Origin of the sequence: Lentibacillus daqui (assembly GCF_027186265.1) — a bacterium.
Classification (GTDB): Bacteria; Bacillota; Bacilli; order Bacillales; family Amphibacillaceae; genus Lentibacillus_C; species Lentibacillus_C daqui.
In genome coordinates this window covers 3,453,653-3,474,426 of sequence record NZ_CP114176.1, presented here as the reverse complement: position 1 = coordinate 3,474,426, position 20,774 = coordinate 3,453,653, and the positions used below count along the sequence as shown (strand labels likewise).

General features: G+C 36.4%; 25 protein-coding genes and 4 pseudogenes. All 29 read left to right on the top strand.

The window, feature by feature from the left end:
• Positions 1–106: 106 nt before the first annotated feature.
• The 29 genes and pseudogenes from O2S85_RS17380 (at position 107) to O2S85_RS17235 (ending at position 20,370) form a co-directional block, all read left to right on the top strand.
• Positions 107–256, top strand: coding sequence for a hypothetical protein (locus O2S85_RS17380; RefSeq protein ID WP_269410537.1), 150 nt, complete (start codon positions 107–109; stop codon positions 254–256).
• A gap of 182 nt (positions 257–438) precedes the next feature.
• Entirely contained in the window at positions 439–585 is a 147-nt protein-coding gene (locus O2S85_RS17375; RefSeq protein ID WP_269410536.1) for a hypothetical protein, read from the top strand.
• Between the two features lie 442 nt (positions 586–1,027).
• Entirely contained in the window at positions 1,028–1,543 is a 516-nt protein-coding gene (locus O2S85_RS17370; protein ID WP_269410535.1) for a hypothetical protein, read from the top strand.
• Between the two features lie 9 nt (positions 1,544–1,552).
• Positions 1,553–1,843, top strand: a complete 291-nt coding sequence (locus O2S85_RS17365; RefSeq protein WP_269412634.1) for a DUF4176 domain-containing protein — start codon at positions 1,553–1,555, stop codon at positions 1,841–1,843.
• Positions 1,844–1,975: 132 nt separating this feature from the next.
• A complete protein-coding gene (locus O2S85_RS17360; protein ID WP_269410534.1) occupies positions 1,976–2,101 on the top strand; it encodes a hypothetical protein in 126 nt (41 codons plus the stop codon).
• A 30-nt stretch (positions 2,102–2,131) separates the two neighbouring features.
• On the top strand, positions 2,132–2,806 hold the full coding sequence (locus O2S85_RS17355; protein ID WP_269410533.1) for a DUF443 family protein: 675 nt from the start codon (positions 2,132–2,134) through the stop codon (positions 2,804–2,806).
• Positions 2,807–3,186: 380 nt separating this feature from the next.
• Positions 3,187–3,732 carry a hypothetical protein gene (locus O2S85_RS17350; protein ID WP_269410532.1) on the top strand — a complete coding sequence of 182 codons (546 nt, stop codon included), beginning with the start codon at positions 3,187–3,189 and terminating at the stop codon, positions 3,730–3,732.
• A gap of 238 nt (positions 3,733–3,970) precedes the next feature.
• A complete protein-coding gene (locus O2S85_RS17345; RefSeq protein ID WP_269410531.1) occupies positions 3,971–4,126 on the top strand; it encodes a hypothetical protein in 156 nt (51 codons plus the stop codon).
• Entirely contained in the window at positions 4,068–4,322 is a 255-nt protein-coding gene (locus tag O2S85_RS17340; protein WP_269410530.1) for a hypothetical protein, read from the top strand. The genes O2S85_RS17345 and O2S85_RS17340 overlap by 59 nt, the downstream gene beginning before the upstream one ends.
• Positions 4,323–4,661: 339 nt before the next feature.
• On the top strand, positions 4,662–4,928 hold the full coding sequence (locus tag O2S85_RS17335) for a hypothetical protein (RefSeq protein WP_269410529.1): 267 nt from the start codon (positions 4,662–4,664) through the stop codon (positions 4,926–4,928).
• 218 nt (positions 4,929–5,146) lie between these two features.
• A complete protein-coding gene (locus O2S85_RS18880) occupies positions 5,147–5,281 on the top strand; it encodes a DUF4176 domain-containing protein (RefSeq protein ID WP_367749103.1) in 135 nt (44 codons plus the stop codon).
• Between the two features lie 163 nt (positions 5,282–5,444).
• Positions 5,445–5,858 (top strand): hypothetical protein, encoded by a 414-nt coding sequence (locus O2S85_RS17330; RefSeq protein ID WP_269410528.1) that lies wholly within the window; start codon positions 5,445–5,447, stop codon positions 5,856–5,858.
• 146 nt (positions 5,859–6,004) lie between these two features.
• Positions 6,005–7,366, top strand: a complete 1,362-nt coding sequence (locus O2S85_RS17325) for an IS4 family transposase (protein WP_269409153.1) — start codon at positions 6,005–6,007, stop codon at positions 7,364–7,366.
• A gap of 695 nt (positions 7,367–8,061) precedes the next feature.
• Positions 8,062–8,553 carry a hypothetical protein gene (locus tag O2S85_RS17320; protein WP_269410527.1) on the top strand — a complete coding sequence of 164 codons (492 nt, stop codon included), beginning with the start codon at positions 8,062–8,064 and terminating at the stop codon, positions 8,551–8,553.
• 4 nt (positions 8,554–8,557) lie between these two features.
• Positions 8,558–9,361, top strand: a complete 804-nt coding sequence (locus O2S85_RS17315) for a hypothetical protein (RefSeq protein ID WP_269410526.1) — start codon at positions 8,558–8,560, stop codon at positions 9,359–9,361.
• A 260-nt stretch (positions 9,362–9,621) separates the two neighbouring features.
• A pseudogene (locus tag O2S85_RS18990) lies at positions 9,622–9,999 on the top strand (IS110 family transposase); the annotation flags it as partial.
• A 39-nt stretch (positions 10,000–10,038) separates the two neighbouring features.
• A pseudogene (locus O2S85_RS17305) lies at positions 10,039–11,088 on the top strand (IS630 family transposase).
• 23 nt (positions 11,089–11,111) lie between these two features.
• Positions 11,112–11,705 carry a hypothetical protein gene (locus tag O2S85_RS17300; protein WP_269410525.1) on the top strand — a complete coding sequence of 198 codons (594 nt, stop codon included), beginning with the start codon at positions 11,112–11,114 and terminating at the stop codon, positions 11,703–11,705.
• A 30-nt stretch (positions 11,706–11,735) separates the two neighbouring features.
• Positions 11,736–12,497 (top strand): DUF443 family protein, encoded by a 762-nt coding sequence (locus O2S85_RS17295; protein WP_269410524.1) that lies wholly within the window; start codon positions 11,736–11,738, stop codon positions 12,495–12,497.
• Between the two features lie 25 nt (positions 12,498–12,522).
• Complete coding sequence (locus O2S85_RS17290; protein ID WP_269410523.1) at positions 12,523–12,798, top strand: hypothetical protein; 276 nt, start codon at positions 12,523–12,525, stop codon at positions 12,796–12,798.
• Between the two features lie 68 nt (positions 12,799–12,866).
• Positions 12,867–13,505 (top strand): DUF443 family protein, encoded by a 639-nt coding sequence (locus O2S85_RS17285; RefSeq protein ID WP_269410522.1) that lies wholly within the window; start codon positions 12,867–12,869, stop codon positions 13,503–13,505.
• Between the two features lie 99 nt (positions 13,506–13,604).
• Complete coding sequence (locus O2S85_RS17280) at positions 13,605–13,913, top strand: DUF4176 domain-containing protein (RefSeq protein ID WP_269410521.1); 309 nt, start codon at positions 13,605–13,607, stop codon at positions 13,911–13,913.
• A gap of 268 nt (positions 13,914–14,181) precedes the next feature.
• Positions 14,182–14,502, top strand: a complete 321-nt coding sequence (locus O2S85_RS17275; protein WP_269410520.1) for a hypothetical protein — start codon at positions 14,182–14,184, stop codon at positions 14,500–14,502.
• Positions 14,503–14,540: 38 nt separating this feature from the next.
• Positions 14,541–15,179, top strand: coding sequence for a DUF443 family protein (locus O2S85_RS17270; RefSeq protein WP_269410519.1), 639 nt, complete (start codon positions 14,541–14,543; stop codon positions 15,177–15,179).
• Positions 15,180–15,569: 390 nt separating this feature from the next.
• A pseudogene (locus O2S85_RS18865) lies at positions 15,570–16,867 on the top strand (IS91 family transposase).
• A gap of 280 nt (positions 16,868–17,147) precedes the next feature.
• Positions 17,148–18,445 (top strand): annotated as a pseudogene (locus tag O2S85_RS18860) (IS91 family transposase).
• A 168-nt stretch (positions 18,446–18,613) separates the two neighbouring features.
• Positions 18,614–19,297 carry a DUF443 family protein gene (locus O2S85_RS17245; protein WP_269410516.1) on the top strand — a complete coding sequence of 228 codons (684 nt, stop codon included), beginning with the start codon at positions 18,614–18,616 and terminating at the stop codon, positions 19,295–19,297.
• A gap of 99 nt (positions 19,298–19,396) precedes the next feature.
• Positions 19,397–19,783, top strand: coding sequence for a DUF4176 domain-containing protein (locus O2S85_RS17240; RefSeq protein ID WP_269410515.1), 387 nt, complete (start codon positions 19,397–19,399; stop codon positions 19,781–19,783).
• Between the two features lie 296 nt (positions 19,784–20,079).
• The gene (locus O2S85_RS17235) at positions 20,080–20,370 is read left to right on the top strand and encodes a hypothetical protein (protein WP_269410514.1); all 291 of its coding nucleotides are present in this window, start codon (positions 20,080–20,082) and stop codon (positions 20,368–20,370) included.
• Positions 20,371–20,774: the final 404 nt, after the last annotated feature.

The window sequence follows — 20,774 nt, the reverse complement described above, 5'->3', positions numbered from 1 at the left end:
AACGCCAAAATGTAACCACATAAACCTAATGCGTTCTAGTTATTATGGAACTGGGTCTCGCCTTGTCATTGGTGGACCTGAAAAATGGCAAAGATGGAACTATCCAATGTCTTTATTCAGTGTAGGCGATGAAACAGATGTGAAACAGGTCATAAATCTGGTTGAAGCAGTGATGACGAGTGAAGGGAAAGCGCGGTTTGCGGATTTTGAAGGGGCATCCAAAATGAGTGAGTTGGCGAAGTTAGCAGGATTATAATGAGGGTAAGAAAGAAGAGCAGATGAAACAGCTAAGGATGCCAAGGAAAGTACAATTAAATCCCTAAATAAAACATCATCAAAAAACGTAGTAAATAAGCCTATCAGGAATTTAAAGATGGGGATATATCGTATGAGCAATACACCGCTATATTGGATTCGGTCAAAAATACAAGTGAAAATATGAGTGAAGAGAAGATAAAAGAGCATACAACCGATAGTTTTATACAATATTTGAAAGATCATGGAATGCTGGACGACTATTTAGATGAACATGAAACAGTTGCAGAGCAAGAAAAAATTAAAAAAGAGGGAGCGCAAATTTTGTAGATAAAGGATTGACATTTTCGTTTGCTAGCGGCAGTGATTTGGCTTTGCGTGAGGCACCATCAAAATTGGCAAAAGTGCTCCGTACTGGGGCTAAATATTCTCCAAAGCTCATAGGGTTCAGGACTTGTTTTTGGTGCTCAAGTACTTTCTGGAAAAGATGTAGGAGACGCAGCCATTAAAACTGGAGGACACCTTCTTGGTGCTGCACCAGGAACTGGTTTGGTTACTTTAGCAGTTGTAACTGCCCCCTTTTCTGTTGCGGGAATTGTTACAACAGAAAAGGGTTTGCAGCTACTACGTTAGGCTCTATGTCGTTTGACTGGGCATTTGATCATGGACTAAAAAGGGTATAGACAAGGTTGGCGATGCGGTTTCAGGTTTCGTTGGTAAATTAGGTTCTGTTTTTAGTTAGCAAGCATGTCAAGAGAATAGGAGTGGAAATGTGAAGCAAAAGTTAATTCCTATCCATCGGGAAATAGATAAAAACAAGATAGAATTCACATATTTTATAGATAACCAGTCTCAGCGAGTATATATGACAGTTAAATATAATGGAAATGATTACAAATTTTGGATTGCTTGGGCCCTTGTATTAGCCTTTCTCCGTGGTATTAAATCTCTACATTTATCCATGGGAAATCCCATAAGTATACTGATTGTTGTGTTTCTTTTCATAATTACTGGCGCACTTGGTGTGTATAAGTATAAAGAAACACATAAAGACGGTAGAGAAATATATAATACACTAGAAGAGTATATTGAAAGAGGAAAGAATACTTTTAAAGGCGATATCATAACGTCTGGTGTTTTATTTTTAGTATTTATCGTCTTTATGGTATTATTTTTGATTTATCAGTGGCTAACATGGCTTTTTTTTGCATTGTTTATGTTCTTTTTGTTTATTGTGATAGTTTGCTATCTACCACCAGAACGTTTTAAAGTTTATAAAAAGAACTAATAAACATGGATATGCTACCATTTAGGAAGTGTTGTACAGCTAAAAAACGGAGATGTGAAATTGATGATTATAAGCAGAGTACCTTTATATGAGCAAGATGGGAAAATAGGTTACTTTGATTATTCTGCATGTATTTATCCTACGGGTCAAGTAGAGGAGCAAACGTATTTCTTCAACAGGGAAAATATAGAAAAGGTATATTTCGAAGGATATAAGGATAAACAGGAGGAATTATTCCAGGAAAAGTATGAAGAAAATATAAAAGATGTTAAATATCCGAAACTGTCCATTGATGATTAAGGAAAAAGGTTGGATCTGAAACGACAAAATTAGGTTATATGGATGAAAATCAATGGTTGAGTACCTTTTTATATTAAAGGTCTACTCAAAGTTAAATTATACGATAATAATATATTTGGTATCCAGGATGGGTTGGATAAAGCAGGTCAGAAAGTAGATGAGTGGTGGAGTAGTGGAAAAGAAGCTGTAAGTGATTTTTTTGAGAATCCAGGTGAGTCGATTGCAAGCGGTCTTGATGCCATCAATCCGTTTAGTTAATTATGGAGCGGTATGGAAGGGGATTTTTGAATGAAATGCACCGTACGACGCACAACCAAAAATTTAAGATATCGAATACTGACGATTAGAGGAGAGAACTATATCTTGGATATGGGTGGAGCATCCCTATGGAAGATGTTATTTCCTTTTTTCTACTGGCTGCTTCCCAATCGCGTGTATAAAGTGGAGGATCCAGAAATTGCAGAAGAATTAACAGCTCCTACTGTAAAGGAAAAGGTGGGTTCTTCTCAATTTTTATGGGCGATCTTAGCCTCTATTGCTGCCAGCAGTTTAAGCCCTATAGCGAATTATTTTGACGTTGATATTCCGATTTATGTAAATGCAATTATTGTGATATTTATTGTTATTCTTATGATATTACTGATCCTTTCTCTAAGCCGAATGTTTAAAAAAAGGATGTATCAAATAATCGATCTAAGTCAATTGTCTAAAGGCCAGTTATGGATCATGCCTGCTCAGTTTAAGTTTGTCTTTTTAGCTACATTTATGTATTTCTTTTGTTTTGGATTGGGGATAATGGGAGCTGCAGCATATATTGAATATGGTAATTGGCTTATATTGCTCTTCTCAACGATTCTTATATTTGTTGGGACAGTCTTACCCGGACTCGGAACGATAATTGAAGGCGATACAAGGGTCAAATTCCTGGGCGGTAAAAATGCAAAAGTTTTTTCCACAGAATGAAGTCTAGAGTTTAAGGTTGTAAGTGTAAAATGAATTAGGAGAGGAGGAGAATCATCTTGGTATAAGTGTAAATTAAATCAGTGATGGAGTATCTATAGAGTTACTGATGGAGAGGATCCAACTGATGCGGCGATTAAAACTGGAGGACATACTGGAGCTACATTTGTAGGTGCAACTATAGGAACAGCTATTGGGGGCCCGATTGGGACCGCTGTTGGTGCTGCAATCGGAGCTGGTGGTGGTTATTTATTTGACAAATTTTAAGATAATAAAGAGGAAATATATGAGGGAGCTAAGAATTTCGTAGGGGATGCAATATCCGGAATTACTGATGGATTAGGCTCCATTTAGTTGATTGAAAATTAGCAAGGGGGGGAGTTATGAAAAAGAGGTTAATACCGCTTTATAGAGAGCAGGAACGGTATACGTTATTTTATGATCAACATAACAACCGTTTATATAAATTTCAACACAGAAATAAGTCTTTTGCGATATTTTTCATGGTTATCCTAGTGATCACTTATGGTTCAAAATTTCTTGATGGTATTTATCAAGGGTATCAAACTACATTCCTCAACATTATTTTGTTTATTATTGCCTTAGGAGTAACTTATTATGTAACTACCGAATTTTATAGCGCCTATTATCTCAAGGAAACAAAGCAAGGGATTATTTTGGATAAATATAATTTGCAGGAATGCGCTATTAAAGGAACGAAACAGCTTCGCATAGAGCTTTATAGTGCAATTATATCATTGCCAGTTGGGATAACATTTTTCATAATATTTTTTGCTACAAGTAAAATTCGACCTTTAGTCATTGGTTGTATATGTGCAGGAGTTATTTTTATTCTCATCTTAATGAGACCTTTAGATCGAAAAAGGGCACTAAGAGGGTTCAGGAATAAAGTAATCGATATAGAGTAAAGTAGGGGAAAGTTAAATGTACTGTAAATATTCTATCTCCCCAATGGCTAACAAATCTAGGTAGTATTTGAATTGAGTAATATAAAATCAGGAGTATAGTGCTAGAATAAAAATGGAGATATAACGTCTGATCAATATAATGCTATAGTAGATTCGGTTAAAGATACAAGTAGAAATATGAGTGAAGAAAAGATAAAAGAGAACATGACAGATAGTTTTATAGAATACTTGGAAGATCATGGCATGCGAAGGTTATTTAGAGGAACATGAAATAGTTGCGGAACAAGTGAAAATTAATAACTTGGATTCGGAAGCGAAAGGTTATTTGGATCGAATTGAAGAGCTGTATAAAAACGGGGAACTTAATAAGGCAGATTACGAAGACACCTATTAATGATGGTACAGAGGCCATAGTTGAACTTTTATCCGAAAAGCTTGCGGATGCAGCTGTTAAGGCAGGAGCACACGGTGTTATTTCAGCAATTGGTGGAGCATTGTTAGGTGCGGGCATTGGTTATCTTGGTAGCGAAGATTTTGATGCAATCTATGATAATGCAGGCGATATATGGAAAGGTACAAAAACTTCATAGGTCACGCAGTATCAGGAATAACTGATGGTTTGGGTTCCATTTTTGGTTAGTTCTTGTGGAGGGATAAAAATTGAAAAGCACCTTAGTTCCAATTTATAGAAATACGGATCTATATACATTATTCTATGACCAGGACGATGGAGTCATTTACAAAATACCATTTGGCAAAAAAATTCTATTGTTAGTGTATATTTAATTGTTATAGCACTTTACATTGCTGGAAATTTTCTTAACGGATTTTACCAAACACATTATAATTTTTTCCTTGATATTATTTTATTTATTATTGGAATAGCAATTGCATATTTCACGGTTAATAAAATGTACCAGGTATACTATATGGAGGAAAAAATACGCCCGATTATTTTGGATGATTACTCTTTAGAAGAGTGTATATATAAGGGGATGAAACAATCTCGTGCAGAAATATGGGTAATTATCATTTCCCTCCTGTTTGCAGCAGTCACATTTATTACATTTTTTATGGTCAATAGCATAAAGCCTTTGATTTTTGGTTGTTTGTGCACTTCTGTTTTTCTTAGCTTTATTTATATGAAGCCAATAAAGAGAAGAAAAATAATTAAGGAATTGCAGAATGAGAAATAAGTAGTTGTTTTTCGTGTAAGGGTTGAAAAAAATGAGAGCATCTTTTAATGTTTGCAAATAACCAGATATAGGGATAAAGGTCCTAAGTTATAATAAGTATTTGTAACAAAGGAGATTGTATATGGATATTCTACCAATCGTATGTGTTGTTCGACCGAAAAATGGAAGTGCTAAATTAATGATTTTGAACAAGGCCCTTATAAAATAAAGATGGAGTCATAGGTTATTTTGATTATTCAGCTTGTATATATCCCGCTGGAAGAGTACAAAAGGGTGCTTACTTTTTCAATAGGGAAAATATTGAAGAAGTATATTTTGGAGGTTATAAGGGTGAGCAGGAAGAATTGTATTGATGAAGCATATTAGCGGTATGTTCCTTTTGTTTTAGAATTTACATAAGTAATGGTATGAGTTCCTTTTCCGGAAAGGCCGCCAAAGAAGAGAAACAATACTTTGCCAGTAATAGCTGAATAATGCTTGATGTTGTTAAGAATACGCTTGAAGGGATGTGAGTGTGTGTCAAGATCCTGGGTAGCGATTTATCAAAATAAGGAGTCAAATTACTCTGTATACTTTGATTTTAAAAAACAAGAGCTTTTTTTAATTGCACAACAAATAAACAAATCAATGATTACTTTCATGAGCTTCTGTTCAATTCCTTTCTATGCCATAATGAAAAATTTTTCATTTGGTATGGCAACAAATCCATTAAAAATGTTAGTTATTGCTAGTATTTTGGGAATAATACTTGGCTGTGTAAGTATAAAATTATCAGACAGAGCAATTGAAAAAGGATTAGAACGCAGAAAAAAAGTCATATATCCAACGAATCAAGAATTGCGTGAATATCTTTCCGAGGGAAAAAAGCAATCTCGAGTGCTAGTATTTATCATACTATTATTATTTCTATTCTCAACTTTCGCGGAGTAAAAAGTTAATTTAACTAAGCCGCGACGTAGCGTGTGATAAATCAAATATAGTTCTTGACATTCAATCGTTATAAAAGAAAAACACCTCCACTTTTGGTATAGTTTAATTGACTAGAAAAAACTACCATGAGCGAGGTGCCTACTACTATGATAGCGAATAATGACAAAGAAAATCAACTGCCAAAAGAATTAAAATCTGCATTTGACGAATTAAATATTCTAAAACACCTAAGGGACGCAGGGATCAATAAAAACCTTGGTTTCACTTGTGCTTATATTTTCAAACTCATTTTCTGTCTGATCTTCGAAGGTAAAAACTGGTTCAGACTTTTGCAAAGCAAGAAATCGGATAGTCTACCTGAAAAGAATGCGATATACCGTTTCCTAAACAACCCAAGATACAATTGGCGACGCTTTTTGCTTTCATTAAGTGCAGCCACTATTAGTAAAGTTAGCACATTAACTAAAAATGACCGTCCGAGAGTACTAATTGTTGATGATTCATCTTATGAACGGAACCGTAGTAAAAAAGTAGAGTTACTTGCCCGCTGTTTTGATCACGCTTCCCAAAAAATGCGTTATTATAAAGGGTTTCGTATGCTCACGCTTGGTTGGTCTGATGGCGCCACTTTTATGCCAATTGATTTCTCGTTGTTGAGCTCTCAAAAGGCTGTAATCAACGGCATAAATGAAAGCATCGATAAGCGTACGTCTGGTTATAAAAGACGACAAGAAGCTTTACAAAAAGCTCCAGAACAATTACCGGGAATGATCAAACGTGCATTCTCCAAAGGTATTGACGCATCCTACGTTTTAATGGATTCATGGTTCACACAGCAGCCACTTATAGGATCCATTGTAGAACAAGGTGTTGACGTTATTGGCATGGTTAAAGATACCAACCAAAGATACCTGGTTAATGACAACTGGGTTGGTTTGAAACAGTTGTATCGGTTAGCTAAACCTACAGCACATCATAAAAACATTTTGCGTTCCATTCATACCACAATGAAGAATGGGGTGGATGTGAAAATTGTATTTATTCGCAATCGAAATAAGAAGAGCGAATGGCTGGCAATCTTGAGCACAGATTGTACATTAACCGAACAAGAAATTATCCGCATTTATGGCATGCGGTGGGATATTGAAGTTTTCTTTAAGGCAACGAAGTCCCTTTTGAAACTTCAAAAAGAGTTTCAAGGTAGATCATATGACTCTCTTATCGCCCATACAACGATTGTATTCACAAGGTATATCCTATTGTCCTGGCAAAATCGATGCAGTACAGACGACCGTACACTCGGCGGTATGTTTTATGAACTCTGTGATGAGGTAAAGGAACTTGATTGGGCTGTGGCACTACAGCAATTAATCGAGCTTCTTGAAGATGCCCTAAAAAAGACAAATAGTAAATTTAAAAAACTAATCAAAAGTCAACTACAGCATTGGGCTGCAGGTCTGCCTAACTATATCAAGGTGTACCTGCCTAATTTGTGCTGCGAAAGTTGAGTTCTATTCATTTTTTTAAGTGTGGCCCTTCTATATTTTATGCCGCAAAGTGTATTAATGTTCCTTATTAACATCGGAATGTGGGCGGTTATTATGTTAGCTGTCTGGATAGTAAGGCCAATAAAGCGAAGTCAGGCTCATAAACAATTAGAAGGAAAACTGGAAAAAAACTCAGGTTGAATTTCGCCTATCCCGTTATTCAACTAACGAATATTTAAAATAAAATCGTTCTGAAGCGATCCGTAGATACGGATAATATAAAAGTAAAAAAATGAACAGCATGCAGATTGAATCGGAAGTGTTTGTTCACGCTACTTCTAATCCAACGTAGAATTTTAGGAGAATAATTCATTTGATAGTACCAGGCTCTCGTCACCAACATGGACGATTCAGGGGATGATGATCCTCTCCCTCTGTTTTCAGTGGTTACCTTTATTATATATTTTTTTATTAGTATAAAACCGTTAATTATGGGTTGTTTGGGAACTACTGTTTTTCTAGGCTATATTTATATGAAACCACTAAGGCGAAAAAAATAATTAAAAAGCTCTCCACTTCCACAATGCTGTAAGAAACCTTAATAAGCAGCGAAAAGGCGGAAAGCCATCCAAAACTGCAATTAACTATTACGATAAAAAACGGGAAAACAGGTTTATTCCAAGACAGGGACAGACGTTACTGGCAAACATCAGGGGATGAAATATTGGAACGACAAAGCAACAAATTGGGATAAAGCAAAAACCATAGCGAAAGCAACTGTAAAAGGAGCAGGAGATAGTTTGAAAGACACAGTTAATGTTAAAAGTGGCGGTATTCTCAATATGGATAAGGGAGCCTCAAAATCACTTGGTATATTTGGTGCTGGGTTAAATTATTATAGTAATTACCATGATGACAAAGACGAGGGATTAAGCACAGGTGAGGCTGCTTCGCGGATAACTGTTGGTACTGCAGTTGATACAGCGGTGGGTAGGGCAGTTCATGCAGGATTTACAGCTGCCGGTACAGCACTTATACTTATTCCGGGTGTTGGAACAGCTATAGGGGTTGAAGTTGGAATGATAGCTAATTGGGGGATTAAGGAATTTAAATTTTCATTTGGTAATGGCCCAAAAAAATCAATCACGGATCCAATCACGGATCGAGCAAAAGGTGCGCTCCATAAAATAAAAGGATGGTTCAGTTGATAGATTGGGGAAAGATATAAATATGCTAAGTAGATTAAAAGAGGATGATTTTAAAGTTTTACGAGGTTCATTTGAATCAGGAAGGCAAAGGCCAGGGGCGTTAGGATCCGTGCTTATTTTATCAATTTTCCTTCAAGCTCTAATGTTTTTTTTGGCATACGTTGCAGCCGGGGGTGATTCGAAATTTCCGAATAAAGAAGCAATGTTCAAATTCCATTTGGTTACCACGATAATATTCATATTACTATCAATTATTTACGCAATCCCGAAAGTCTATTTAAACAGACAGAAGGTTCAATACTTAATAACAATATTCGTGTCTCAAAATTTGTTTGGGATATTGCCTTATACAATGGCGCTGTTTTATATAGGAAAAAATTACAGTGTAACAAGAGAGTCACTTTTAGCGTTTACCTTTATAACTTTATCGTTTGGAGTATTGATTTTTATTATAACCTGTATTAGATTCTATATTTTATTAAAAAAAGGTCAATATAGAGAAGGATCGAAAAAAGATGAAATAAGATCAAGGACTGAGGCTGGCATCAAATCTTATCTTCCTATGATAATTACTGGAAGCATTGGATTGCTATTTATTATTCAATTTCTGGTTAGGACGTTCGGCTTAATGGATATACAAACAATATTCATGCTGTCACTTTGTATCTTAGTATTATATGCTATGCTTTTTGTACTTCCAGAACAACTCGTAACACTTTACTGTAAATACCGCTTCGATAGCTTTAATTATGACAAGTACGGAAACCTAAAACCAATGGGAATCGATAGAAAGGATGTTATTAAATGAATATCGAGGAAAAATCACTTCATTTTGATAACTTATTAGTCTATAAAACATTACAATTAAAAGAGAGGACTGGCAAGAGGGTAATTTTCTAATGGAAGACTTTACATTACTTGAAGGTATTTATGGGAATGGGCTTTCGGAAGCCATAGAGCGAGCATTCCTGTAACGAAGAAATTTGAGGTTAACAAAAATAAGCCCTCTTGGTATAGTACAGGATGTTGATGCGCATCGACTCCGAAATTAAAAATACCAGGAGCAAAATGAATTATAATCAAAATCGCAAAATATCGCAAATCATTGTAGGAATTGATATTGCCAAGGATAAACATGTGGCGCGTGCACAGGATGATAGAGGGTACGAATTTGGCAAAAGACTGATCTTTGACATCGCATACACGGTTTTCAACAACTACTAGATTGGACTGTCAAGCTCCAGAAAAATAACGAAAAAGTCATGTCGTTTTTGGAGTGAAGCCAACAGGGCATTACTGGCTGAGCCTGGCCATTATCTAGTTGCTAAAGACTATGATTTTGTATTGGTTAATCCGATGCACGTGAAGAAGTTAAAAGAGGTCGATGATAACTCACCAACGAAAAACGACACCGAAGATGCGCGTGTTATTGCGCAGCTATATAAATGGAATTAAAGGAATTTAAACATGTTTGAGGTAGACAAAATGAAAATCCACAAAGCTGATTTTAACCCAGCCGTTCAAGAAGTTAAAGATGCGATGCACAATACAAAGGATTTGCGGCTTTTCAAACGTTATCAAGCCATTTTAATGCACCTTAAAGGGAACACTTATCAAGAAATTGGCGACCTTATTGGATGTACGGTGCCAACAGTATGCCACTATGTTCGTGACTATCGCAACGACGGGTTAAAAGGGTTAACTCCTGGACAATCTCCCGGGCGACCGAGCAGATTAACGGAAGAACAGGAACAAGAACTATACCAACTAATTGTCGAAAGCAAACCTGCAGACGTAGGATTTCCTGCAGAGATGAATTGGACGTCATTTTTGATTCGATATTGGGTTGAGCAAAATTTTCGCGTTTCTTATTCAGACCGAGGTGTTCGCACATTACTTCATCGTCTTGGCTTCAGCTACACTAAACCCACCTATAATACACTAGAAAAGGCGGACCCTGAAAAACAAAAGGCGTTCAAGGAAGAATTTGAAACCATTAAAAAAATGAGGAACGGTGAAATTGATCGAATTTTGTTCCAGGATGAGAGTATGATCCGAGACTACCAGGCATTGTCTTGTACATGGTTTCCCAAAGGTCGACAAAAAATTGTCCCAACTTAAGGCAAACATCATGGCGTCAAATTAATTGGTGCACTGGATTATGAATCTGGTGAAACCTTTTGTATTGAAAGAGAGCGCTATAACGCTAAAGTCTTTTTGGATTTTTTAAAGCAGGTTGTCGAAAAATATCCGAACCAGAATATTGTCATGGTACTGGACAACGCCAAAATCCATCATGCCAAGCTAATCCAACCATTTTTGGAAGATCATCCAGAGTTACAGCTGATGTTTCTTCCGCCCTACAACCCCCAATTAAACCTCATTGAGGGACTTTGGGGATGGTTAAAAAAGTCTGTGATCCATAATGTTTTTTATTCAACGGTTGATGAAATTCGTAATGCGGTACAGGAATTTATGATGAATATCCAAAAAGTCTTAGAAACTGTAAGAAAACGGCTGTGTTCAAAGTTATAAATATTTAATACCATTTATATAGTGTGCCAAGTGCAGCAAGAGGATCTTTAAAAACTTTCCTCGAAAAATTAGGATATAATCAAAAAGAGATAGCTGAATATTTGATAAAACATGAGGATGAAATAAGGTCTGCTGTAAATATACCGGATCCGAAATCTTCTAAGGCAATAAAAGATGTGTTGAGTCAATCAAAGGGGTTTTATAAGTATGCCGATTATGTAAAATGGGGAGGTTGGGCACTTACGGGTCTGGGAGCCTATCTTGGCTATCAAGGCGATAGAGACAATGGTAAGACAGTAGGAGAAGCCTTGACCCATAATCTAGCAAGTTTAGGAGGAAGTTTAGCTAGTTATGGAACTACTGCTTATGCTGCAGTGTTGGGTGCTAGTCCAGTTGGTTGGGCTGCAGCCGCAGGTATAGGTGTAAGCTTTGTTGCAACATTTACCTTTGAATATTTATACGATAATAATATATTTGGTATCCAGACTGGGTTAGATAAAGCAGGTCAGAAAATAAATGAGTGGTGGAGTAGTGGAAAAGAAGCTGTAAGTGATTTTTTTGAGAATCCAGGTGAGTCGATTGCAAGCGGTCTTGATGCCATCAATCCGTTTAGTTAATTATGGAGCGGTATGGAAGGGGATTTTTGAATGAAATGCACCGTACGACGCACAACCAAAAATTTAAGATATCGAATACTGACGATTAGAGGAGAGAACTATATCTTGGATATGGGTGGAGCATCCCTATGGAAGCTGTTATTTCCTTTTTTCTACTGGCTGCTTCCCAATCGCGTGTATAAAGTGGAGGATCCAGAAATTGCAGAAGAATTAACAGCTCCTACTGTAAAGGAAAAGGTGGGTTCTTCTCAATTTTTATGGGCGATCTTAGCCTCTATTGCTGCCAGCAGTTTAAGCCCTATAGCGAATTATTTTGACGTTGATATTCCGATTTATATAAATGCAATTATTGTGATATTTATTGTTATTCTTATGATATTACTGATCCTTTCTCTAAGCCGAATGTTTAAAAAAAGGATGTATCAAATAATCGATCTAAGTCAATTATCTAAAGGCCAGTTATGGATCATGCCTGCTCAGTTTAAGTTTGTCTTTTTAGCTACATTTATGTATTTCTTTTGTTTTGGATTGGGGGTAATGGGAGCTGCAGCATATATTGAATATGGTAATTGGCTTATATTGCTCTTCTCAACGATTCTTATATTTGTTGGGACAGTCTTACCCGGACTCGGAACGATAATTGAAGGCGATACAAGGGTCAAATTCCTGGGCGGTTTTATAGAGTACTTGAAAGGCTACGATATGCTGGAAGATTATTTGGTTGATCATAAAGCAGTTGTGAAAAGGATGCCTTCAATGCTTGTCGATTATGTGAAACATCTGATTTCCTAAAAAAAATGGATATGATCAGCTGGATTTGGCAAAAGAACTGATAAAAACAGAGAAAGGTACTAATCTGTTAAATAAAATGGATCCAAAGCTTACCAAGAAAATATTAAATACCTTAAGAACCTCCGGAAAGTTTTTTCAGTATGCAAGGTATGCGAAATATACTGGAAAATACGTTGGTGGTTTAGCAAGTTTTACATTTTATTTCAAAAAGGAGAAGCAGCTACACATGTGGAACAGCATTTGTGATAGTGAGGAAACAGCTTTATGGATGCTGCAGGAGAAGCACTCAAGAATCCTGTGATTGTATCTATCAATCCTTTTTCCTGATAGACAACATCAGATGTTAAAGAAAGGATACGATATTATTTTATGACAGGTGAAATAAAACATTTAGTGAACAATGAACGATATCGGATTTTAATAATTGACGGAGAAACCTATATCATGGATATAGAGAGTTCCTTTTGGAAGATTATTTTTCCATTTTTATTTTGGTTGCTCCCAAATCGCGTGTTTAAAGTTGAGGACCAGGCTCTTGTGGAACAGTTGCAGACCGAAGAGATGGAAAGGAAAGGTATTTCAGGTATGACCGCTATAGCAGGGATTTCCTATGCGGGCGGTATCTCCTTAGCCCCCTTAATGGATTACTTTAACGTTCCTATGTCTCCATTGGTCAATATATTGCTGTTGCTTCTTGCTGTAATATTGGTTGGTTTATTATATTTTTCCGCCAATTGTAACCAAAAACGGAAACTCAATGATGTTATTGTACTTGAAGCGCTACCCAAGAATAAAATATGGATTCGGCCAAGCTCTATTAAGCACTTTTTAAATGTATTGATGAGTTATATATTTTTTTTAGGCTTTAACATATTTGGCATTTTGGTATATTTACAATCTAGAAATGTTATGGTATTAATTATTGTATCATTATTGTTATTCGTGTTTTTACTAATCAATCGTAAAACGGTAAAAGAAGGAAATGCTACTGTAAAGGTTAAGAAATAGATGGTTATATAGAAAACGAGAAGATACAATGCTTTACTAAAAGATTAACGTTTGGATGACTTTTGTAAACGCAAATTAAATCGGTGGGGGAGAATCAAGATGTTACCTATTGGATCAATTGTATATCCGAGAGAAGGAACGAGTAAAATTATGATTCTGAACAGAGCTCCTATTCTTCCTTCAGAGGGCACTGAAGATGAGGGAATCTGGTATGATTATTCAGGGTGCTTTTACCCGCAGAGATTGAACCCCAACAATGTATATTATTTTAATGAAGAAAATATAGACGAAGTGGTCTTTGAAGGATTTAAGGATGAAGAAGAAGAACGATTTATTAAGATTTTCAAGGACTGGCAGGAAGAAGAAAAGCCAAACATAAAAAAAGGTATGGTTTCTGGTCCAGTGTAATAAAACAGAATGTACATGAAAAAGAAGCATGCAACTGGTATGCTTTTTTATATCGGATTTACATAGAATAATAGAGTTAATGGCTTTTATATCGCTTTTTTCGGAAAAGCCTCCAAAGAAGAAAACAATATTTTTAATGATCTCCACGTAAAATAGTGGAATTATTTCAAGGATTGTTTTATGACTTTGAGGAAAATTTGCGGCAGCATATTGATAATTTGGATCCGATGTCGATAACAGTGATTCCGCCATTATTAAGAGCAACTATTTGAAAGAGGTCAAAGAAGATATTAATAGATTTATCCTCGTTCAATGGTGTAGCGATGAAACAGATGTGAAAGAGATCATGCATCAAATTGAGACAGTGATGAGTAGTGCCAAAACGAGTGAAGGAACAGCACGGTTTACGGATTTTGAAGGTGCATCCCAAATTAGTGAGTTAGCGAAATTACATGATTATAATGCGGGTAAGAAAGAAGAACAGATGGAAAAGGCTAAGAATGCCAAGGATAGCGCGCTCAAGGAACTTTTCAAGAATCCAGGTGGGTCTATAGCTAGCGGTCTTAGTTCTTTGAATCCCTTTGCTTAATAGACAAGAACGAATGACGAATATTAGGAGATTGCTTTATGAAAGGCGAAGTACAACATTTAGCTAACAATGAACGGTATCGAATTTTGATAATCAAAGGAGAAACCTACATTATGGATATAGAACGACCCTTTTTTAAGATTATTTTTCCATTTTTCTTTTGGTTGCTCCCAAATCACGTTTTTAAAGTTGAGGATAAGACTACTGTGGAAAGATTAAAGACAGAGAAAATGAAAAAGGCAGGTGGGTCTTATCTGATTTTCGTCACAGGTTTTTCCTATTTGGGGGCTATGCTTTTAACCCCCTTAATGGATTACTTTAATGTTCCCATGTCACCGTTAGTCAATATAGCGCTTTTGGTCCTAGCTTTAATACTCGTGGTTTTATTGTATTTTATCATTAGTCATAGCCGAAAAAAGCAACTGAATGATGTTGTTGAACTTGAAGCACTTCCCGATAATAAAATATGGATTCGGCCAAGTTCTGTGGGACATTTTTTAAATGTATTCTTGAGTTTTCTTGTACTTTTAAGCGCTAGTGTATTCATTTTTTTAGGCTATGTTGAAACTCGAAATGTTATGGTGTTAATAATTGCATCATTAATATTATTCGTGTTTTTATTAACCAATCGTAAAACGGTTAGAGAAGGAAATACGACCGTGAAAGTTAAAGAATAGATAAGAATACAAAAACAAACTTGGGGAGGAAAAAATCCGAGCTAATATTAACGCTCGAATACTTTTGTTGTAATCGTAAATTAAATCAGTAAAGGAAGTGAAAATAAAAGATGATCAAGTTTTTAGTGTATCCGTTTAAGACAGCAATAACGGAAATCAAAAGAGATAATCAATTTAAAAAATATTCGCGGATTAAAAACCCGAAAATAAAAATTTCATCTTTTATAGCTGCGAGTTGTATGTTTATATTCATCATGTCTATCATGTATCTTTATTTTATATATATTGTTATTGGTTCCATATTTGTAGAGCCTATAGGTTTTTTAAAAAGATAGGAAAGTATAAAATTGGGGTCTACCGCAGTGAGTGTTACTGTGGTATTTTTTATGTATGGGGAAAAACATATTAAAAGAAATCTTCTTTGACGAAAATCAACATTGGGAATCATTCAAAAGGAAATACGGAAAGAGAATCCGTCCTATTGTCATAAAGGAGGTAGAGAAATTTCGTGACTGTGGAGATATGAAAAAAGGATTCAAACTTTTTGTTTGCGAGGGCTGCCATGATGTAAAGCGTATTCCCTTCCGATGTAAGGGACGTTTTTGTACAACCTGTTCTGTTGGAGAAAGCGAAGAATGGAGTCGTCTATTGTCTGAGGACGTATTACAAGTGAATCACCGACATGTGATACTCACAATTGATGAAGGGCTACGGGATATATTCCTTTTACATCGTGAGCTTTTAAAGCCACTTATGGATGAAGCAGCCAAATTACTTACTGACTATTTTCAGAAGAAAGCCAAGGTGATACCGGGGATTATAGTTGGATTGCATACGTTTGGTTCCAAAGTGAATTTCAATCCCCATGTACATATGATGGTAACGATGGGGGAATCACGAAAAAAGGGGAATGGAAAGGATACGATTTTATACCATTCAAGATGCTTCGAAAGCAATGGCAGACGGTAGTGTTGAAGCTCATCCGAAAAAACTTGACGAAGCAAGAAAAGAAAAGGGTACAGCCAAGATTACAAAAGGCTTTTTCCGCAAATGGGGAAGGCTTCTATGTGTATGCTCCCAAACAAAGAGGAAAGATAAAAGAGCAGCTTCGCTATATTGGCCGCTATATTCGTCGACCAGCGATTGGAACCAATCGGATCGAGGCATATGATGGTCAAACTGTAACTTTTAAGTATGTGGACAAGACAGATGGGAAAGAAAAACATGAAGTAGTTACAGTAGAAGAGTTTATCATCCGTTTAATACGTCATATTCCGGATGAACAATTTAAAACGATTCGTCATTATGGCATGTACTCAAGAAGGAGCAAGAAGTTAAGTAAAAAGCTGTTGGCTACATGGCAACAAGGAACAAAACGATGGATACTGAAGGTGAAAAAGACATTACGCCGCCAAACATGGAGAGAGCGTATTATTTCAAGTGGACAAAAAGATCCAATGATTTGCCCACATTGCAACAACTATTATGAGTACATGGGTGAAGTCTGTCTTGAGGGAGGACGATTAGAAATAAAAATAGCATTAACGAAAGAAGCAAAAAGCTATCTAGAAAGGGTGATTCATCATCTCGAAGGCAACGGGCAAGAAAAGCAAAAAGAGGAAAAAGGGAACCGACCATCTGCGCCCCAAGAAGACGTTTGTCAATTATCATTGTTTGGTGTGTCATGAGGAGGAGAAGATTCCTTATGATGTCGTACAGGAATTTGATTTGATGGATGGAGGAGATCCAACAACTCCACCCAGATTTAGTTGTGAACAATGTGGGGGAGACATGTATCCGGAGTATTATAAGGGCATACATGGACAGGAATATAAATTATCGGATTTTCTCTAACTATGGTGGATACAAAAGGACCGGGCGGGGTTTGCCCGGTTTTTCTTATTAAAAGATAGGAAAGTATAAAATTGGGGTCTACCGCAGTGAGTGTTACTGTGGTATTTTTTATGTATGGGGAAAAACATATTAAAAGAAATCTTCTTTGACGAAAATCAACATTGGGAATCATTCAAAAGGAAATACGGAAAGAGAATCCGTCCTATTGTCATAAAGGAGGTAGAGAAATTTCGTGACTGTGGAGATATGAAAAAAGGATTCAAACTTTTTGTTTGCGAGGGCTGCCATGATGTAAAGCGTATTCCCTTCCGATGTAAGGGACGTTTTTGTACAACCTGTTCTGTTGGAGAAAGCGAAGAATGGAGTCGTCTATTGTCTGAGGACGTATTACAAGTGAATCACCGACATGTGATACTCACAATTGATGAAGGGCTACGGGATATATTCCTTTTACATCGTGAGCTTTTAAAGCCACTTATGGATGAAGCAGCCAAATTACTTACTGACTATTTTCAGAAGAAAGCCAAGGTGATACCGGGGATTATAGTTGGATTGCATACGTTTGGTTCCAAAGTGAATTTCAATCCCCATGTACATATGATGGTAACGATGGGGGAATCACGAAAAAAGGGGAATGGAAAGGATACGATTTTATACCATTCAAGATGCTTCGAAAGCAATGGCAGACGGTAGTGTTGAAGCTCATCCGAAAAAACTTGACGAAGCAAGAAAAGAAAAGGATACAGCCAAGATTACAAAAGGCTTTTTCCGCAAATGGGGAAGGCTTCTATGTGTATGCCCCAAAACAAAGAGGAAAGATAAAAGAGCAGCTTCGCTATATTGGCCGCTATATTCGTCGACCAGCGATTGGAACCAATCGGATCGAGGCATATGATGGTCAAACTGTAACTTTTAAGTATGTGGACAAGACAGATGGGAAAGAAAAGCATGAAGTAGTTACAGTAGAAGAGTTTATCATCCGTTTAATACGTCATATTCCGGATGAACAATTTAAAACGATTCGTCATTATGGCATGTACTCAAGAAGGAGCAAGAAGTTAAGTAAAAAGCTGTTGGCTACATGGCAACAAGGAACAAAACGATGGATACTGAAGGTGAAAAAGACATTACGCCGCCAAACATGGAGAGAGCGTATTATTTCAAGTGGACAAAAAGATCCAATGATTTGCCCACATTGCAACAACTATTATGAGTACATGGGTGAAGTCTGTCTTGAGGGAGGACGATTAGAAATAAAAATAGCATTAACGAAAGAAGCAAAAAGCTATCTAGAAAGGGTGATTCATCATCTCGAAGGCAACGGGCAAGAAAAGCAAAAAGAGGAAAAAGGGAACCGACCATCTGCGCCCCAAGAAGACGTTTGTCAATTATCATTGTTTGGTGTGTCATGAGGAGGAGAAGATTCCTTATGATGTCGTACAGGAATTTGATTTGATGGATGGAGGAGATCCAACAACTCCACCCAGATTTAGTTGTGAACAATGTGGGGGAGACATGTATCCGGAGTATTATAAGGGCATACATGGACAGGAATATAAATTATCGGATTTTCTCTAACTATGGTGGATACAAAAGGACCGGGCGGGGTTTGCCCGGTTTTTCTTATGACAGGTGAAATAAAACATTTAGCGAACAATGAACGATATCGGATTTTGATAATTGACGGGGAAACCTACATCATGGACATAGAGAATTCCTTTTGGAAGATTATCTTTCCATTTTTATTTTGGCTGCTTCCAAATCGCGTGTTTAAAGTCGAGGATCAGGCCCTTGTGGAACAGCTGCAGACCGAAAAGATGGAAAGGAAAGGTGTTTCGAGTATGACCGCCATAGCGGGGATTTCCTATGCGGTCGGTATCTCTTTAGCCCCCTTAATGGATTATTTTAACGTTCCCATGCCTCCATTGGCCAATATGGCATTGATGTTGTTTGCTATAATGTTGGTTGGTCTATGGTATTATAAACTTAGCTGTAACCGCAAACAGAAACTGTATGATGTTATTGAACTTGAAAAAATGTCAAAGAAAAAATTATGGATACAGCCAAGTTCTATCAGGCATTTTTTAAACGTTCTATTTAGTTATATATTTCTTTTAGGATTTGATTTATCCATGTTTGTGGTATATATTGCATTTAAAAATGTTATGATATTAATCATTGCATCAGGCTTTCTCTTAGGTTTTTTAATGGTTAATCGAAAAACGATAAGAGAAGGAAATGCTACTATGAAAGTTAAGGAATAGATGGTTATATGAAAAAATTGGAAGATAAAATGCTTTGTTAAAAGATTAGCGCATGAGTATTTTTTAAACATAAATTAAATCGGTGGAGGGGAATGAAACATGTTACCTATTGGATCAATTGTATATCTGAGAGAAGGAACGAGTAAAACCATGATTCTGAACAGAGCTCCAATTCTTCCGTCAGAGGAAACAGAAGTTGAGGGGATCTGGTATGACTATTCGGGATGCTTTTACCCACAAGGATTGAACCCCAACAATGTATATTATTTTAATGAAGAAAATATAGACGAAGTGGTCTTTGAAGGATTTAAGGGTGAAGAAGAAGAACGATTTATTAAGATTTTCAAGGACTGGCAGGAAGAAAGTAATCCTAAACTCAAAAAAAGGAACAGTTACTGGTCCGTCAGAATAAAAGAGATTGAATGGTTATCGAAGAAGCATATATGGATGATATGCTTCTTTTGTTTAGTATATTCATGTGGATAACCTTAGGCGTATCCAAAGTAACCGATTTTTCGAATGACTCACAAGATGCATCCACTAATTTTCGATCATAGTCAAATAAAGTAAAAAGCAAGTATTGAAACGATTAATGACATGATCTCTTTTCCTGGAAAAGGAGCCAAAGAAGCGTATAAATATTTTGCCGAATTGCATTTGACGATATTGGAATCATTTGATCATTGATTCAAAAGGTAAATGAAAAACCCTAATCAGCAAGTAAATCAAAATGCTATTGGAAGCAAATATATTATGATTGAGGTACGGAGGTGGTTCTTGTATTGAGAGGCAAAATTCCATTATATGGTACAATAGCAGGATTGATTATCTTTGTATTGGTTATGATTGGAGTTTATGGGGGCGTAAAAGTACTACTTTATTCCGTTCTAGTACCTGCTATCTTTATACTTGTTATCTATTTCTCATTTAAACTTTTACCTCAGTTATGGGCCTCTATTCTGGTAGCGGGTTTGTCTGTCTTGGTTGTACATATTATCTTTGGATTATGGAGTCTCACCATTATTTTTGTTCTGTTACTTGTTCTTTTCAATTTTTGTGAATTACGTGATTAAAAATGATAAATGGTCAGCAGTAGCGGTGAATGTTGCATTCCATTTTATTTATGGTAATTTTGTTTTTCCTTGTGTTAAAGAGAAATATTTTATAATGATGTATCCAACAAAATTTTTAGATTGGGGAAAACAAGATTTTATCTATCTATACCTGCCTTTCCAATTTTAAGGGAAGACGTATTAGTTTAACCATCTTAGTTCTGCCTTAGTTCTGCGGTAGGGACTGGTTTGGAGACATTAGCAGTTGCAGCTGCTCCCTTTACCGTTGCAAGAATTGTTGCAACTGGCGCTGGACTTGTAGTGGCTACGCATGGGATCCATGGCATTTGATTGGGCTTATGATCATGGACCTAAAAGAGGGAATAGATAAGGTTGGTGATGCAGTTTTAGGTTTTTTTGGTAAA

Bases quoted from the DNA above. Each gene is read 5' to 3' on its own strand.
- O2S85_RS17320 (WP_269410527.1), top strand. From the start codon at position 8,062: ATGAAATATTGGAACGACAAAGCAACAAATTGGGATAAAGCAAAAACC.
- O2S85_RS17375 (WP_269410536.1), top strand. From the start codon at position 439: ATGAGTGAAGAGAAGATAAAAGAGCATACAACCGATAGTTTTATACAA.
- O2S85_RS17380 (WP_269410537.1), top strand. From the start codon at position 107: ATGTCTTTATTCAGTGTAGGCGATGAAACAGATGTGAAACAGGTCATA.
- O2S85_RS17355 (WP_269410533.1), top strand. From the start codon at position 2,132: ATGAAATGCACCGTACGACGCACAACCAAAAATTTAAGATATCGAATA.
- O2S85_RS17270 (WP_269410519.1), top strand. From the start codon at position 14,541: ATGAAAGGCGAAGTACAACATTTAGCTAACAATGAACGGTATCGAATT.
- O2S85_RS17245 (WP_269410516.1), top strand. From the start codon at position 18,614: ATGGTGGATACAAAAGGACCGGGCGGGGTTTGCCCGGTTTTTCTTATG.
- O2S85_RS17285 (WP_269410522.1), top strand. From the start codon at position 12,867: ATGACAGGTGAAATAAAACATTTAGTGAACAATGAACGATATCGGATT.
- O2S85_RS17295 (WP_269410524.1), top strand. From the start codon at position 11,736: ATGAAATGCACCGTACGACGCACAACCAAAAATTTAAGATATCGAATA.
- O2S85_RS17350 (WP_269410532.1), top strand. From the start codon at position 3,187: ATGAAAAAGAGGTTAATACCGCTTTATAGAGAGCAGGAACGGTATACG.
- O2S85_RS17335 (WP_269410529.1), top strand. From the start codon at position 4,662: ATGGAGGAAAAAATACGCCCGATTATTTTGGATGATTACTCTTTAGAA.
- O2S85_RS17280 (WP_269410521.1), top strand. From the start codon at position 13,605: ATGTTACCTATTGGATCAATTGTATATCCGAGAGAAGGAACGAGTAAA.
- O2S85_RS17345 (WP_269410531.1), top strand. From the start codon at position 3,971: ATGGCATGCGAAGGTTATTTAGAGGAACATGAAATAGTTGCGGAACAA.
- O2S85_RS17325 (WP_269409153.1), top strand. From the start codon at position 6,005: ATGATAGCGAATAATGACAAAGAAAATCAACTGCCAAAAGAATTAAAA.
- O2S85_RS17240 (WP_269410515.1), top strand. From the start codon at position 19,397: ATGTTACCTATTGGATCAATTGTATATCTGAGAGAAGGAACGAGTAAA.